General features: G+C 35.7%; 14 protein-coding genes. 13 read left to right on the top strand and 1 reads right to left on the bottom strand.

The genetic code is table 11. From position 1 onward, the window contains the following. Positions 1 to 44 precede the first annotated feature (44 nt). The 10 genes from BN6556_RS01490 (at position 45) to BN6556_RS01445 (ending at position 11,850) form a co-directional block, all read left to right on the top strand. Positions 45 to 425 (top strand): conjugal transfer protein, encoded by a 381-nt coding sequence (locus BN6556_RS01490; protein ID WP_042533096.1) that lies wholly within the window; start codon positions 45 to 47, stop codon positions 423 to 425. Next, positions 422 to 2,869, top strand: a complete 2,448-nt coding sequence (tcpF, locus tag BN6556_RS01485; RefSeq protein WP_042533098.1) for a conjugal transfer ATPase TcpF — start codon at positions 422 to 424, stop codon at positions 2,867 to 2,869. The genes BN6556_RS01490 and tcpF overlap by 4 nt, the downstream gene beginning before the upstream one ends. 4 nt (positions 2,870 to 2,873) lie before the next feature. Further along, the gene (locus BN6556_RS01480) at positions 2,874 to 5,051 is read left to right on the top strand and encodes a CD3337/EF1877 family mobilome membrane protein (protein ID WP_042533101.1); all 2,178 of its coding nucleotides are present in this window, start codon (positions 2,874 to 2,876) and stop codon (positions 5,049 to 5,051) included. Further along, a complete protein-coding gene (locus BN6556_RS01475; RefSeq protein ID WP_042533103.1) occupies positions 5,048 to 6,079 on the top strand; it encodes a bifunctional lytic transglycosylase/C40 family peptidase in 1,032 nt (343 codons plus the stop codon). The genes BN6556_RS01480 and BN6556_RS01475 overlap by 4 nt, the downstream gene beginning before the upstream one ends. Before the next feature lie 17 nt (positions 6,080 to 6,096). Further along, positions 6,097 to 7,008, top strand: coding sequence for a conjugal transfer protein (locus BN6556_RS01470; RefSeq protein ID WP_042533105.1), 912 nt, complete (start codon positions 6,097 to 6,099; stop codon positions 7,006 to 7,008). 266 nt (positions 7,009 to 7,274) lie between these two features. Beyond that, a complete protein-coding gene (locus tag BN6556_RS01465; protein ID WP_042533107.1) occupies positions 7,275 to 7,511 on the top strand; it encodes a hypothetical protein in 237 nt (78 codons plus the stop codon). Between the two features lie 363 nt (positions 7,512 to 7,874). Further along, entirely contained in the window at positions 7,875 to 8,243 is a 369-nt protein-coding gene (locus BN6556_RS01460) for an ArsR/SmtB family transcription factor (protein WP_042533109.1), read from the top strand. Further along, the gene (locus BN6556_RS01455; RefSeq protein WP_042533111.1) at positions 8,236 to 10,392 is read left to right on the top strand and encodes a heavy metal translocating P-type ATPase; all 2,157 of its coding nucleotides are present in this window, start codon (positions 8,236 to 8,238) and stop codon (positions 10,390 to 10,392) included. Before BN6556_RS01460 ends, BN6556_RS01455 begins: the two co-directional genes overlap by 8 nt. Positions 10,393 to 10,461: 69 nt before the next feature. Next, positions 10,462 to 11,082, top strand: a complete 621-nt coding sequence (locus tag BN6556_RS01450; RefSeq protein ID WP_042533113.1) for a CadD family cadmium resistance transporter — start codon at positions 10,462 to 10,464, stop codon at positions 11,080 to 11,082. Positions 11,083 to 11,115: 33 nt separating this feature from the next. Continuing rightward, positions 11,116 to 11,850, top strand: coding sequence for a flavin-containing monooxygenase (locus BN6556_RS01445; protein WP_078059880.1), 735 nt, complete (start codon positions 11,116 to 11,118; stop codon positions 11,848 to 11,850). Positions 11,851 to 12,509: 659 nt separating this feature from the next. Here BN6556_RS01445 and BN6556_RS01440 read toward each other — a convergent pair. Continuing rightward, on the bottom strand, positions 12,510 to 13,463 hold the full coding sequence (locus BN6556_RS01440) for an arsenic resistance protein (RefSeq protein WP_066186218.1): 954 nt from the start codon (positions 13,461 to 13,463) through the stop codon (positions 12,510 to 12,512). Between the two features lie 123 nt (positions 13,464 to 13,586). Here BN6556_RS01440 and BN6556_RS01435 point away from each other — a divergent pair, with 123 nt between their 5' ends. The 3 genes from BN6556_RS01435 (at position 13,587) to BN6556_RS01430 (ending at position 15,217) form a co-directional block, all read left to right on the top strand. Continuing rightward, positions 13,587 to 14,141, top strand: coding sequence for an Ada metal-binding domain-containing protein (locus BN6556_RS01435; RefSeq protein WP_078059879.1), 555 nt, complete (start codon positions 13,587 to 13,589; stop codon positions 14,139 to 14,141). 437 nt (positions 14,142 to 14,578) lie between these two features. Next, positions 14,579 to 14,671: a hypothetical protein gene (locus BN6556_RS22870; protein ID WP_434059225.1), complete on the top strand. Its 93-nt coding sequence runs from the start codon at positions 14,579 to 14,581 to the stop codon at positions 14,669 to 14,671. 96 nt (positions 14,672 to 14,767) lie between these two features. Further along, the gene (locus BN6556_RS01430; protein WP_042533119.1) at positions 14,768 to 15,217 is read left to right on the top strand and encodes a MarR family winged helix-turn-helix transcriptional regulator; all 450 of its coding nucleotides are present in this window, start codon (positions 14,768 to 14,770) and stop codon (positions 15,215 to 15,217) included. Positions 15,218 to 15,256: the final 39 nt, after the last annotated feature.

The raw sequence follows: 15,256 nt of genomic DNA, 5'->3' as shown, positions 1-15,256 counted from the left end.
TTCAAGACACAGGCTGCTTTTTTCTTTGGAAAGGATGTTAAGACGTGAAAAAATTAAAGAGCTACACACGAATTTGGTCGGTGGAAAAAGTCATTTATGCGATCAACGATTTTCGTTTGCCCTTTCCTGTCACTTTTTCGCAGATGACTTGGTTTGTGCTTTCTCTTTTGGCCGTTATGTTACTTGGAAACCTTCCTCCCCTCTCTTTGATTGATGGAGTACTATTAAAATATGTTGGTGTTCCAGTAGCGTTGACATGGTTTATGAGTAAAAAGAGCTTTGACGGCAAAAAACCTTATGGTTTCCTAAAGTCTGTTATCACGTATTGGTTTCGCCCTAAAGTGACCTATGCAAACAAGCCAGTCAAATTTAAAAAACAATCGGTCAATGAAACCATTACAGCGGTAAGGGGGAAAATCGTATGAGTTATCCAATTAAATATATCGAAAATAACCTTGTTTTTAATCATGATGGAGAAGCATTTGCTTATTACGAATTATTGCCATACAACTATTCCTTCTTATCTGAAGATGAAAAAATGCAAGTACACGAACACTTTCGTCAACTCATTGCCCAAAATCAAGATGGAAAAATCCATGCCTTACAGATAAGCACCGAGAGCAGTATTCGTTCGGTACAAGAACGAAGTAAAGAACTTGTAACAGGAAGGCTGCAAGAAGCAGCTTACAATCGAATTGACGATCAAACAGAAGCCCTTGTTTCCATGATTGGAGAACATCAAGTCGATTATCGTTTCTTTATTGGATTTAAGCTTTTGTTGAATGAAGAAGAAGTCAGTATGAAATCGATGGGAGAATCAGTAACGGCGTCTCTCTCAACCTTTGTTCGAGACGTGAATCATCATTTAATGGGTGATTTTGTTTCTATGCCACATAGTGAAGTTGCTCGTTTTCTAAAAATGGAACAATTATTACAAAATAAAATCACTAAGCGTTTTAAGGTTCGGCCTTTAACGAAAAATGACATGGGGTATTTAATCGAACACTTACACGGACAAACGGGTATTGCCTTTGAAGATTACAGTTATAACCTCTCTTATGAGAAAGGTGAAAAAGAAACTTACGTCAAACGTTATGACCTCATTAAACCCACACGCTGTCTGATTACAGAAAAACAGCGTTACATCAAGTTGGAACAGGAAGATACAACAACTTATGTTGCTTACTTTACCATTAATTCCATTGTTGGTGATTTGGAATTTCCCAGTGATGAAATCTTTTACTATCAGCAACAACAATTCACGTTTCCAATCGACACCTCTATGCATGTCGAGATAGTCACCAATAAAAAAGCATTATCAACCGTACGCAATAAGAAAAAGGAATTAAAGGATTTAGATAACCATGCGATGGATTCAGATAATGAAACGGGAAATAACGTGTTGGAAGCTTTGGAACAAGTCAATGAATTAGAGGATGTCCTCGATCAGACGAAAGAATCCATGTATAAGTTAAGCTATGTCATTCGGGTATCTGCTTCTAGTTTGGATGAACTCAAACAACGCTGTAATGAAGTCAAAGATTTTTATGATGACTTAAATGTAAAACTTGTTCGCCCATTTGGCGATATGTTGGGTTTACATGGTGAATTTATTCCTGCCAGTAAACGCTATATCTCCGACTATGTACAGTATGTCACTTCGGATTTTTTAGCTGGCCTTGGATTTGGTGCAACGCAAATGTTAGGAGAAAATGAAGGCATTTATTTTGGGTACAACTTAGATACGGGAAGAAATGTCTATCTCAATCCTAGTCTCGCTAGTCAAGGTGTAAAAGGCTCTGTCACGAACGCTTTGGCCTCTGCTTTTTTAGGTTCACTTGGTGGTGGAAAATCGTTCTCCAATAACTTACTGGTATACTATGCCGTTCTTTTTGGTGGTCAAGCATTGGTTGTCGACCCTAAGGGCGAACGTGGCGGCTGGAAAGAAGCTTTACCTGATATTGCTGATGAAATTAATATCGTTAATTTAACCAGTGAAGAAAGCAATCAAGGGCTGCTTGACCCGTTTGTCATTATGAAAAATAAGAAGGATTCGGAAAGTTTAGCGATTGATATTCTTACCTTCTTAACGGGTATTTCCAGTCGGGATGGTGATAAGTTTCCTGTCTTACGACGAGCTATTCGAGCAATCGGTCAACAAGAGGAACGCGGCTTAATGCTGGTGATTCATGAACTAAGGAGTGATCCAAATCCGCTTGCTTCCACTATTGCAGATCATATCGAAAGTTTTACCGATTATGACTTTGCCCACCTTCTCTTTTCAGACGGAACGGTTCAAAATTCTATCAGCTTAGAAAAACAGCTCAATATTATACAGGTGGCAGATTTAGTATTGCCTGACGCGGAAACCAACTTTGAAGAATACACGACAATGGAATTGTTGAGTGTCGCCATGTTAATTATTATTTCTACATTTGCCTTAGACTTCATTCACTCTGATCGCAGTATTTTTAAAATTGTAGATGTTGATGAGGCCTGGAGCTTTTTACAAGTGGCACAAGGGAAAACACTTTCTAATAAACTGGTACGTGCTGGCCGCTCCATGAATGCAGGTGTGTACTTTGTTACCCAGAACGCTGACGATCTAACAGACGAAAAATTGAAGAATAATATTGGTGTGAAATTTGCGTTTCGTTCCAGGGATAGTACAGAAATTAAAAAAACGCTGCAATTTTTTGGCGTGGACGCGGAAGATGAAGCCAATCAACGTCGATTAAGAGAATTGGAAAATGGACAATGCCTTATGCAAGATTTATATGGACGAGTTGGGATTATTCAGGTTCATCCTGTGTTTGAAGATTTATTTGACGCTTTCGACACTCGACCACCTGTCCTAGAAAGGCAGTGATAAGATGAACAAACCAAAACTGAAAAAGATTGTATGGATGACGGTACTCATTGGTGCGGTCATTTTTTTATTGTTTCTTTCCCTGTTTACTGTAACACAGGCTGCTGGATTAGTTGATGATACGGTATCAGAGGACAATCTTTATTCCTTGTATCCACTCGACCATTATCAGTTAGATTTTTTTGTGGATTCGGGGTGGGATTGGCTGCCGTGGAATTGGGATGATGGAATCGGAAAACAAGTCATGTACGGACTGTACACGATCACCAATTTTATTTGGATTATCAATTTATATCTTTCCAATGCCACTGGTTATTTAGTACAACAAGCGTATTCTCTTGATTTTATTTCTGAAACAGCAACCGCCATCGGACAGAATATGCAAACATTGGCTGGAGTTACTGCACAAGGTTTTGGAACAGAAGGTTTTTATGTTGGTTTCCTTCTTCTCTTTGTATTGATTGTTGGAATTTATGTTACCTATACAGGTCTCATGAAACGAGAAACAACAAAGGCTTTTCGTGCTATTTTGAATTTCCTAGTGGTGTTTATCGTATCAGCGGCTTTTATTGCGTTTGCCCCAACCTATATTACAAAAATTAATGATTTTTCCGCAGATGTAAGTGAAGCAGCACTTGACTTAGGTACAAACATTCTTATGCCTAACTCCAACAGTCAAGGAAGTGATAGTGTCGATATGATTCGAAATAACCTTTTTTCCATTCAAGTGGAGCAACCATGGTTATTATTGCAGTTTGATAACTCGGACAAAGAAGCGATTGGAGAAGAACGAGTGGACGCTTTAGTTTCCATCAGTCCTGATACAAACAATGGAGAAGATCGAGAAGCAGCCGTGCAAGCAGAAATTGAGGATCACGATAATAAAAATTTGACCATTACCAAAACGACTACTCGCTTAGGGATGGTTTTTTTCTTGTTTATATTTAATATCGGGATTTCCATATTTGTATTTCTTTTATCGGGGATGATGATTTTCTCCCAACTTCTATTTATTGTGTTTGCGACATTTCTACCTATTAGTTTTCTGCTTTCCATGATACCGACTTTTGAAAACATGGGTAAACAGGCCATTTTAAAACTGTTTAACGTGATTATGCTGCGTGCTGGAATCACACTCGTGATAACGATAGCTTTTAGTATTTCGTCCATGCTGTATAGCTTAACCAGCTCCTATCCGTTTTTCTTAATTGCTTTTCTGCAAATTGTGACTTTTGCAGGGATTTATATGAAGCTTGGCGACATCATGAGTATGTTTCGTTTACAAAGCAGCGACACCCAACAAGTTGGACGGAGCGTTATGCGTCGCCCGAAACAGATGGCCTATCGCAGTGGTCGAAGGTTACAACGTTCCATTAGTCGTACGTTAACAGGTGTAACGGCTGGAGCAACCGTTGGCAAAATGATGAGTAAATCAGGAAAAACACAACATTCTTTCTCTCTCCGTCGACCTATACAAAGTCTGCACTCTATGCGGTCAAACAAAACAGAGAAACCTAATCAGGAGCGAAAATCATTTAGTCAAAAGATCGGACAAACCACTGGAAAAGTGTTAGACACGAAAAATCGTGTACGAGCGAATATCAACCACAGAAAACAGCAAGTCAAAGATTTACCAACCACAACGAAATACGCTTTGGCTCAAGGAAAAGAAAAAATTCAACGGCCAGGCAAGGATTTTAAACAAGGAGTGTCACAAGCCAAAGAGCAGCGACAACGTGAAAACACCGAACGCACAAGTAAACATCGAAAGACGATTGCGGAAAGACGACAAGCTTTGGATAAAAAGAAGAAAAATATCACTGCTTACTCCAATAAGCCTACGGTACAAAAGAATTCTCCTTCCTCATTCACAAAAGAGAAACAGAAAATGAAGCCGAAAGAAAGTCTGAATCCTGAAAGTCATAAAAGAAAACAAGTGCCTGTGCAAAAAGAAAAAATTCAAAGATTACAGAATCAAAATAGAAAAGTGAATCAGCCTTATCAAGTATCCACAAAAAGAAAGAAGCAAAGCCAAAGAACACACCCTACCCGACTGCCGAAACAAACATCGAAAGGAAAAGAACAACAGGTGATTAAGCGACCTGTCCTTCCTAGAAAACGAACACGTCAAAAAGTGAAACCTCCACGCCAGAGACAAACCGTTAGGAGGAAAAAATCATGACATTCTTAAAGCTTAAAATCATGCTGATTATCGGTGGGATAGGTTTCTTGGCATTCTTAGGATTACTTGCCTTTGTTGCTATCTTTATTTCCGATGAAGCAGGAGATTTTGATTCTTCCATGGATTTAGGTTCACCAAATGATTGGCAAAATGTATCTCTATCCAAAGATGTGCTGGCTCATCAACCAATGGTGGAAAAATACGCAAATGAATATGGAATCAGCGACTATGTGCCGATTTTACTTGCGATTATTGCTGTTGAAAGTGGTGGTAATGCCGAGGATGTTATGCAATCAAGTGAATCATTAGGATTACCACCGAACACGTTAGATACGGAAGCTTCTATTAAACAGGGAACGAAATACCTTGCGAACTTATTGCAGTCAGCAGATACAAAAGGTGTCGATGATTCGACCGTACTTCAAGCTTATAACTATGGCGGGGCTTTTATTGATTATGTGGCAGGACGAGGAAACTCTTACACTTTTGATCTAGCTGAAAGCTTTGCGAAAGAGCGATCAGGAGGAAAGAAAGTCAGCTACTCTAACCCCATTGCGATAGAGAAAAACGGTGGTTGGAGGTACGGCTATGGCAATATGTTTTATTTAGATTTACTTCAACCTTATCTTCGTGAAACGCCGTCCTTTGATGATGATACCTTTCGACTGGTGATGGAAGAAGCCTTAAAATATGAGGGTTTCCCATATGTTTTTGGTGGGGCTCATCCTGATACTTCATTTGATTGTAGTGGACTTATACAATGGATTTTCCGTGAAGCAGGAATTAATTTACCTCGTACCGCTCAAGAACAGTATGAAGCTACAGAACACATCCCTCTATCAGAAGCAAAGCCAGGAGATTTAGTATTTTTCCATTCGACTTACAACACCGCCAACTACATTACGCATAATGGAATTTATGTTGGAAACAATCAAATGTTCCATGCGGGGAATCCGATCGGTTATGCGGATTTAACATCTTCTTACTGGCAAGAACATCTAGTAGGTGCTGGACGTATCAAAAACTAAGGAAAGGTTGGGATAACATGAAGCTGCCTTTTAGTATAAAAGAAAAGCAAAAAAACCCGAAGAAAACGAAAAAGATAAAAGTAAGAACGATTGGGAAACGAAAAAAATCCGTGTTGTTTTTATGGATATTGCTTCTTAGTAGTCTTGCGTTTGGGATCTACAAAAACTTTACAGCGATTGACCAGCATACGATCCATGAAAGAGAAATTATAGAAAGCCGTATTCAAGATACAACTGCCATTGAAAGTTTTACAAGAAACTTTGTAACAGACTACTATTCTTGGGAAAATGAAACTGAAGCATTGGAAGAACGAACCGAAAAATTGAAAGATTATTTAACCGAAGAATTGCAAGCTTTAAATAGTGATATGATTCGAGAGGATATTCCTACTAGTTCTACTGTAAAAGATATAAATATTTGGTCAATAACGGAAGAAACAGAAAATACGTTTTCCGTCATTTATTCCGTACAGCAAGAAATCATGGAAGATAAAGACAGCTCATTAACAAGTTCAACTTATCGTATTGTACTCTATCAAGATGAACAAAAGAATCTGGTCATTACGCAAAACCCTACTCTGTGGAATAAGCCCGAAAAATCTAATTTTACACCAGAACAAGTGGAAAGTGATGGAACGGTAGAATCAGAAACGGCAGAAGAAGTCATGGAGTTTTTAGTGACGTTCTTTTCCTCTTACCCAACAGCAACGAATCAAGAACTTGCTTATTATGTGAAGAACAATGCCTTACCAGCCATTGAAAAAGATTATACGTTTTCTGAGCTTGTAAATCCAGTATTTCAAGAACAAGATAATCAAATTAAAGTATGGGTTACTGTAAAGTATTTGGATAATACCACAAAAGCAACACAACTTTCACAATATGACCTCACATTAGAGAAAGATTCTAACTGGATGGTTGTTGAATAAGAAGATTTTTAGCCGGAAAGTATAAAGAATCACTACCTGTTCAATCTACAATAAATAGGTGATGATTGCCATTTGTTATTATCAGATTTAAATGCTCACCATGAAGTTTAGTGAATGGATAGTTTTTTAACACTAAATTGTTGTCTATAGATTATAGAGTGTGGTTATATCAAAATCTCCTTAAGTGCTGACTTTATACTAGAGGGCACAGTATAATTGATTAAACATTTTTTCACAATGTATGATTAAAAAATAGTAAGGATTTGATGTTATTTAAAAAAACAGAAAGGAATCTACTTGCTCATCAGTTAAATCGAAAGTTATATTTTGCAGAAATAGAAGAAAAATTAATTAAAGTCACCTATTGCCTAATGGCAGATGATCTATATACGGTAGATCATGCTATTCCTGAATTAATTAAGATAATTGACCAATTAGAACTAGAAAAACGGGCAATAATGAATGAAATTGGACGATTAGAGGATTCTGATGGTCGAGCATAGTAATATAGAAATAAAAGAAATTTTGTATAAAGAGTATGAAAAAATGTATAAGCGATCATCACTTGCTCTGTTTGGTACTAGACAAGTGGTGATCGCTTTATACAACCAAATTTCATATATTTTCTTAACATCTTAATTACTTAAAATCAATGATTTATTCTAATGTAAATAAATATGCCATTTGTGAGGAGTCATAAAGCAAATTATCAATACTTATTTTGGTTGGGTAGGAAACTCATATTCCAAGATTTAATAATTGAAAGAAATTTATCCTTCATGATATTCAAATAAATACTTGAATGATTAGAAGAAAAGGACTATACTATAATCAAATAAACATTTGAATGTAATGGAGTGAAGAAAATGAGTAATAAAGATATGTGTGAAATTTTTTGTTATGACGAAGAAAAAGTCAATCGAATACAAGAAGATTTGCTACAACATGATATTTATAGTATTTCTCGATTATTTAAAATACTTGCAGATGAAAATAGAGCAAAGATTTCCTATGCTCTATGTCAAGAGGACGAGTTATGTGTATGTGACATCGCCAACATTATTGGTTCTTCGATAGCTACAGCTTCTCATCATTTACGAACTCTTCATAAACAAGAAATTGTGACATATCGCAAGGAAGGAAAATTAGCATTTTATTCATTGGAGAATGAACAAATTAAACAATTAATGGCCATTACGCTGGTTCAGAAGAAGGAAGTGGAAGCAAATGTCTGAATCATTACCGAAAGAAACAATGAGCACTTATCGTGTGCAAGGGTTTAGTTGTGCAAGCTGTGCCCAAACCTTTGAAGATAACGTAAAAGCATTAGAAGGTGTACAAGAGGCCAAAGTAAACTTTGGAGCCTCTAAAATTTCCGTTTACGGGGAAGCAACAACAGAGGATCTAGAAAAAGCAGGAGCTTTTGAAAATCTTAAGGTGACTGCTGAATATGGAGGGAAAGACCCAAAAAGTGAAGAGCTTGATAAGGAGGAAAAAATTCCATTTTATAAAAAACATAGTACATTACTGTACTCGACCTTATTTATGGCTTTCGGTTTCCTTTCTATGTTTGTAAACGGAAATGAAAATATCGTTACAGCATTGTTATTTATCACATCTATGTTAGTAGGCGGATTATCGCTGTTTAGAGTGGGTTTGCAAAACTTAATTCGATTCCAGTTTGACATGAGAACCCTCATGACAGTTGCTGTAATCGGTGGTGTCATTATTGGGGAATGGGCGGAGGTTGCCATTGTCGTTATACTCTTTGCTATTAGTGAAGCGCTGGAACGGTTTTCCATGGATAGAGCAAGGCAATCCATCCATTCATTAATGGATATTGCACCAAAGGAAGCTATTGTCAGACGGAATGGACAAGAAATAACTATTCATGTAAATGATATTGCAATTGGGGATATTATGCTTGTTAAACCAGGGCAAAAAATTGCTATGGATGGTGTCATTGTAAATGGATATTCGTCTATTAACCAAGCAGCGATAACAGGCGAATCGGTTCCTGTTGAAAAAGCCGTTGACGATGAAGTATTTGCAGGAACGCTTAATGAAGAAGGGCTGCTTGAGGTCAAAATTACAAAGCTTGTTGAAGACACAACGATATCAAAAATTATCCATTTAGTGGAGGAAGCGCAAGGAGAACGTGCGCCGTCTCAAGCTTTTGTGGATAAATTTGCTAAATATTATACGCCAAGCATTATGGTTATTGCAGCATTAGTAGCTATCGTGCCGCCTTTATTCTTTGATGGAAGTTGGGGGAACTGGGTGTACCTAGGTCTAGCCACGCTGGTTGTTGGATGTCCTTGTGCGTTGGTTATTTCGACTCCCATTTCGATTGTTTCAGCAATCGGCAATGCTGCAAAAAAAGGTGTTCTGGTCAAAGGCGGTGTCTACTTAGAAGAAATAGGCGGATTAAAAGCCATTGCATTTGATAAAACAGGAACACTCACGAAAGGCGTTCCCGTTGTAACAGATTTTAACTTATTAAATAAACAGGTAGAAGAGAAAGAGCTGCTTTCCATCATTACAGCGCTTGAATACCGTTCGCAACACCCTCTTGCTTCAGCAATTATGAAAAAAGCAGAGCAAGAAAATATCCCGTACTCAGATATAAGTGTAACAGACTTTTCTTCTATTACAGGCCGGGGTATAAAAGGAATTGTAAAAGGAACAACCTATTATATAGGAAGCCCAAAACTCTTCAAGGAATTATTTGTTCCTGATTTTAGCCAAGATTTTGAAGATAAGGTTAAAAATCTTCAAAATCAAGGGAAAACGGCCATGATTATTGGAACGGAAGAAAATATACTTGCCGTTATTGCAGTTGCTGATGAAGTACGTGAAACCAGCAAACATGTGATTCAAAAGTTACATCAGTTAGGTCTCAAAAAGACAATTATGTTGACTGGTGATAATAAAGGTACTGCTGATGCAATCGGTACACACGTAGGCGTATCTGATATTCAAGCAGAATTAATGCCGCAGGATAAATTGGACTATATTAAACAATTGAGAGCGGAGTATGGTAATGTAGCCATGGTTGGTGATGGTGTCAATGATGCCCCAGCATTAGCAGCTTCTTCAGTTGGAATAGCAATGGGCGGTGCTGGTACAGATACAGCACTTGAAACGGCAGATGTTGCTCTTATGGGTGATGATTTAAGAAAGCTTCCGTTTACTGTTAAACTCAGTCGTAAAACACTAAATATCATCAAAGCGAACATTACCTTTGCTATTGCTATTAAAATAGTGGCCTTACTGTTGGTTATTCCGGGTTGGTTAACTCTGTGGATTGCCATTCTATCTGATATGGGAGCAACCCTTTTAGTTGCTTTAAATGGATTGAGGCTTATGAGGGTAAAAGAATAAAATGAACAGAGCTCTCTATACATCGGGAGCCCTTCAAGATTATATTTAAAATTAAGCGGGTGCATGCTAATGGGTACAACAGTCTTATCTGCTATTGTAGTTTATATAGCGACAGGAATTGATTATTTAATTATTTTAATGCTTTTGTTTACGCAGTCAGTTAAACAAAAGCAAACAAAGCATATCATTGTAGGGCAATATTTAGGTACAGCAATCATTATATTGATAAGTTTGTTGGCAGCTTTCGGTGCAAACTTTATTCCACAACAGTGGGTTATAGGCTTGCTTGGACTATTACCAATATATTTAGGTATAAAAGTATGGCTTAAGGGTGAGGAAGATTCAGATGAGAGCAACATTTTATCTCTTTTATCATCTGAACGATTTAATCAACTATTTCTAACTGTCACCTTTATTGTATTAGCTTCTAGTGCTGATGACTTTTCCATTTATATTCCGTATTTTACAACATTAAATATAGTTGAAATTGCAGTTGTCAGTCTCGTCTTTTTCATCATGGTGGGGGTCTTATGTTATGTCAGCTATCAAATGGCATCTATGAAATATATCTCAGAGAAAATTGAGAAATATGAACGCTGGATTGTCCCGATTGTTTTCATAGGTTTAGGGATTTATATTATGATGGAGAATGGCACCTTCAGCGCATTATTTTCGATTTTCTCAAATTAGAAGATAAAAATATTTCTTATAGGGAGATATTCAATGGAATATGAAGTTATTGTAATTGGTGGAGGGCAAGCAGGGTTAGCTATGGGATATTCGCTAAAACAGAAAAATGTAAGTTTTATAATTATTGATGAGAATGAGCAAACGGGCATTTCTTGGCGAAAACGTTATGATTCATTACGCTTATTTACTCCTAGGAATTACAGCCAATTACATGGGTTTCATGTTCGAGGAGATCCAAAAGGCTTTCCAGATAAAAATGAAATGGCAGATTACTTAAACGTATTTAGAATAAAGAATGACTTGCCGATAGTTCATAATGAAAAAGTCATAAAACTATCAAAAAATGGGGAGAAAAAGTTCTCAGTAATCACTCAAAGTAAAACGTATAAAGCTAAACAAATAGTTGTTGCCACTGGAGCTTTTTACAATCCTTTTGTTCCAAACATTCATGATGGTACAGCAAGTTTTGATATCCATGCTTCTAAATATCGTAACCCTTCCCAAATACCTAAAGGTAATGTTTTAATCATAGGTGCAGGTAATACAGGCGTTCAAATTGCGGCGGAATTAAATAAAACACATCAGGTTACATTGTCCCAAAGTAAACCAATGAAAAGTGTTCCTCAGGTTATTGCTGGAAGAAGTCTCTTTTGGTGGTTAGAAAAATTCCGAATTGGTCGGGCAAAGCCAAATTCTTTTATAGGAAAAATATTAAGGGAAAGAGAGCCGTTAATAGGAAATGACTATAAAACGGTTAAAAAAATGTAGAAATCGTAGGCAGGCTAATAGAAATTAAAGAAGGTAAGGCATGCTTTAATAATGGTATATCTAAACAGGTTCAAAATGTGATATGGGCAACTGGTTATCGCAATGATTATTCATGGATACAAATCGAAGGAGCTTTAAGTAGTCACGGGAGACCGTTACACTGTTTTGGTGTTACTAATGTAGTTGGATTGTATTTCATAGGGCTAAGCTGGCAGAGTAAAAGAAGCTCAGCCCTTCTATATGGTGTTAGTGATGATGCAAAATATATAGCTGAAAAAATTCAGCAGCAAGAAATGTAAAAGCAAAAACTATCGAGATATTATTATGAGCAAATTAAGGAAACTTTCATTATAGTTAAATTTGCTATTAATTATAACATGTATATATAGGCAGTAACTTAAGGTCAGTAAAAGCTATAGATTTGAATAGATGTAAAGAAAATTACATATATCTATAATCACACCTAAAACGTCATCTGTCGGTAAATACCGTTCAAATGACGTTTTAAGTGTGATTATCTAATGAGAAATCAAGTGATTTAATGTGAACTTTCTTTGCTATCGGTTCTCTCTTTTTATGCAATTTAATAAATAGAAAGATGAGATAAGAAAATATAGAACCTCGAAAGGAGATTATTCTTACATTAAACTAAAGAACATTTACTTTACTAGTTTTCTAATTCTCAATAAACTTTGAGATACTATCGCCAATACTGGTAATTCTATTAAGGGACCAATTATAAGTGCAAGAGCAATTAGTGGTTGGTCTGGGAAAGCTGTTACTACTATTGCTAAAGCAACAGGTGAATTTCTTGCAATAGTTGTCATATTTAAACTTACTGTATCTTCATAGCTAAACTTAAATACTTTTCCTACCGTTTGAGCAACAAAAAAGTTTATTATGAAAAATAGTAAAAGTGGAATAAGGATTAAAAAGATCACTTCCAAATTATTTATTAAATAATAGCCTTGCGAGGCAAACATTGCTACAATAGCTAAACACAAAAATACAATTTGTGATAAGGAAAAAAATGGAATTAATTTCTTTTCTAAGAATGCCTTCTTCTTATTAAATAAATAACGTGTTATATTGGCTAGTAAAAATGGGACAAATAAGACAAAGATGACACTTTCTATTATAGTGGATAACCCAACTGTCTCCATTGTGCCTGCAAAAATGAATAAATAAGCCGGCAGCAACATAACTTGCAAAATTAAGTTAACTGGTAATACCGATGTGGAAAGAGACATATTCCCTCTCGCAATGGATGTAAAGATTAAATACCAATCTGTACATGGAGTAACAAGAAATAAAATAAAACCGAGCCATAAAGCTGGATGATCAGATAAAAAAATTGCTCCTAATCCCCATGCTAACATTGGTGTCCATACAAAATTAAGTACAGTACTTGTACCTAAGAATTTTACGTTTTTTAAAGCAGCTTTAAGGTTTTGTAATGGAATAGTTAAAAATAACCCATACAGCATGAATAATAAAAATGGAAGAATAAAAGTTTCTGCATTCTTTTCAAAGATACTATACTGTCCTAAAAATAGTCCTACTCCTACAGCTATCAAAATCACTACGGATTGAAATTTTTCAATAAAATTCATATAATAATCTCCTTCACATAATGGAGGTAGATGTGCACAACCGACCTTTTGTTTTAACTGTACATGAACTTTTAAAATATAGCATTATAGATATTGACTCCGAATTTAGAAGGAGAGATTGAATTGAACAAGGAACAATGGAAAGCAATCAAAAATAACGATGAAAAATATGATGGTATGTTTTATTATGCCTTATCGACAACCAAAACAGTGTGTCGTCCTTCTTGTACAGCTAGAACTCCTAACCCAAAACATGTCATTATCTATAAAGATTTAAATTCAGCTATTAACGAAGGATTCAGACCTTGTACTAGATGTAAGTCAAATCAAATGGATTGGCTAGGATATAAAGAGGAAATCACAAAAGATGTACTGAAATATATACAAGAACACTATAAAGAAAAGATAACTTTAAAATTGCTAGGTAATATTTTGAATAAAAATCCCTACTATATACAACGTAGTTTTAAAGAAATAAAGGGAAAAACTCCCTTAAATTATATACACGAACTAAGAATGGAAGAAGCCAAAAGGTTATTTTTCTTTAAAGAATTATCAATAACAGATATTGCCTTAGAAGTTGGGTATAGTGACAGTACTCAATTCTCTGTAAAGTTTAAAAGACATCAGGGAGTCTCGCCAACTAATTATAGAAATTCATTATTGGAAAAACAATAGTAATCAAAACAGACTACATGTTTTTATAGAATTATAAACCTTTATTACAAAACCAATAAATACACTTAAAACGTCATTTGATCGGTATTAACCGACAGATGGCTTTTTTGATGTTAGCTAAAAAATAATAGGAGTGATTTACAATGAACGTTTCTCATTCTCGTCCTCTCCTTGTTCTAGTTTTTTTGTAGCTCTATTAAATGAAAAATAAAATTATGAAGAAAAGAGGTAATCTAGATGTAATTAAAATATGTGATTCCGAACATGGAAAAAAACTTTGGAACTATGGAATTGCAGGAGAAGGTCAGATGAACAAAGTTGCATTAACTTACATATGAAAACATTTTTTCGACGCTATAACCTTTATTGGGATATTTAGCGAGCGGATGATATTGAAGTAAGAAGTTGAAGAACAATTTTTAAAAGCCGAACGAGAAATAAAATTAGTCAATGCACATATTACCGCAGAAGGTTATACAATCGAAGATCATGGTTTTACAAATTACATTTTACATGCTATGGCAACTTGATTATGTTAAACTTTAACCTATTAAAGTTCAATTAATAAAATTTACTTGCATTTTGCAAATAAATATTGTATAACAAATAAAAGAGGTGATTTAAATATGGAAAATACTCGTGACCTTTTTCAAATGATAACACGTCGATTTGGTCTTTTGAATAAAAATTGTTGTTCAGCAGATGGACTTGATATCTCATTAATTCAAAGCCATATTCTTTATGAAATCAATCGTCAACTCGCTCCGTCTGTCCAAGAAGTTGCAGAAGCCTTAGGGACGGATATTACTACTTTTAGTCGTCAGGTTCAATCTTTAATAAAAATGAATTTAGTTAATAAGACACCAAGTCTAAATGATCGCCGTATTCATACGCTTGAGTTAACGGCGGAAGGAACGAATATAGCTGAAATCATTGACGAACAGATAAATACTTATTTAGAAGAAATATTTGCCCATATGACTGATTTTGAAAAAGAAACGGTGCTTCGCTCTATTCAGCTACTTAATAATACAATGGGTAAAATTGGTTCTTGCTGTGCTCCTGCTCCAAGATAGATAAATTTATAAAAAAATAATGCTTGCATTTTGCAAATA

Origin of the sequence: Gracilibacillus timonensis (genome assembly GCF_900086715.1) — a bacterium.
In the GTDB taxonomy this organism is placed as follows: domain Bacteria; phylum Bacillota; class Bacilli; order Bacillales; family Amphibacillaceae; genus Gracilibacillus; species Gracilibacillus timonensis.
This window is presented reverse-complemented; position numbering and strand designations above follow the sequence as displayed.

Excerpts from the sequence above, each read along its gene's own strand:
- tcpF (WP_042533098.1), top strand. The coding sequence starts at position 422 with ATGAGTTATCCAATTAAATATATCGAAAATAACCTTGTTTTTAATCAT.
- BN6556_RS01480 (WP_042533101.1), top strand. The coding sequence starts at position 2,874 with ATGAACAAACCAAAACTGAAAAAGATTGTATGGATGACGGTACTCATT.
- BN6556_RS01475 (WP_042533103.1), top strand. The coding sequence starts at position 5,048 with ATGACATTCTTAAAGCTTAAAATCATGCTGATTATCGGTGGGATAGGT.
- BN6556_RS01470 (WP_042533105.1), top strand. The coding sequence starts at position 6,097 with ATGAAGCTGCCTTTTAGTATAAAAGAAAAGCAAAAAAACCCGAAGAAA.
- BN6556_RS01465 (WP_042533107.1), top strand. The coding sequence starts at position 7,275 with ATGTTATTTAAAAAAACAGAAAGGAATCTACTTGCTCATCAGTTAAAT.
- BN6556_RS01460 (WP_042533109.1), top strand. The coding sequence starts at position 7,875 with ATGAGTAATAAAGATATGTGTGAAATTTTTTGTTATGACGAAGAAAAA.
- BN6556_RS01455 (WP_042533111.1), top strand. The coding sequence starts at position 8,236 with ATGTCTGAATCATTACCGAAAGAAACAATGAGCACTTATCGTGTGCAA.
- BN6556_RS01450 (WP_042533113.1), top strand. The coding sequence starts at position 10,462 with ATGGGTACAACAGTCTTATCTGCTATTGTAGTTTATATAGCGACAGGA.
- BN6556_RS01445 (WP_078059880.1), top strand. The coding sequence starts at position 11,116 with ATGGAATATGAAGTTATTGTAATTGGTGGAGGGCAAGCAGGGTTAGCT.
- BN6556_RS01440 (WP_066186218.1), bottom strand. The coding sequence starts at position 13,463 with ATGAATTTTATTGAAAAATTTCAATCCGTAGTGATTTTGATAGCTGTA.
- BN6556_RS01430 (WP_042533119.1), top strand. The coding sequence starts at position 14,768 with ATGGAAAATACTCGTGACCTTTTTCAAATGATAACACGTCGATTTGGT.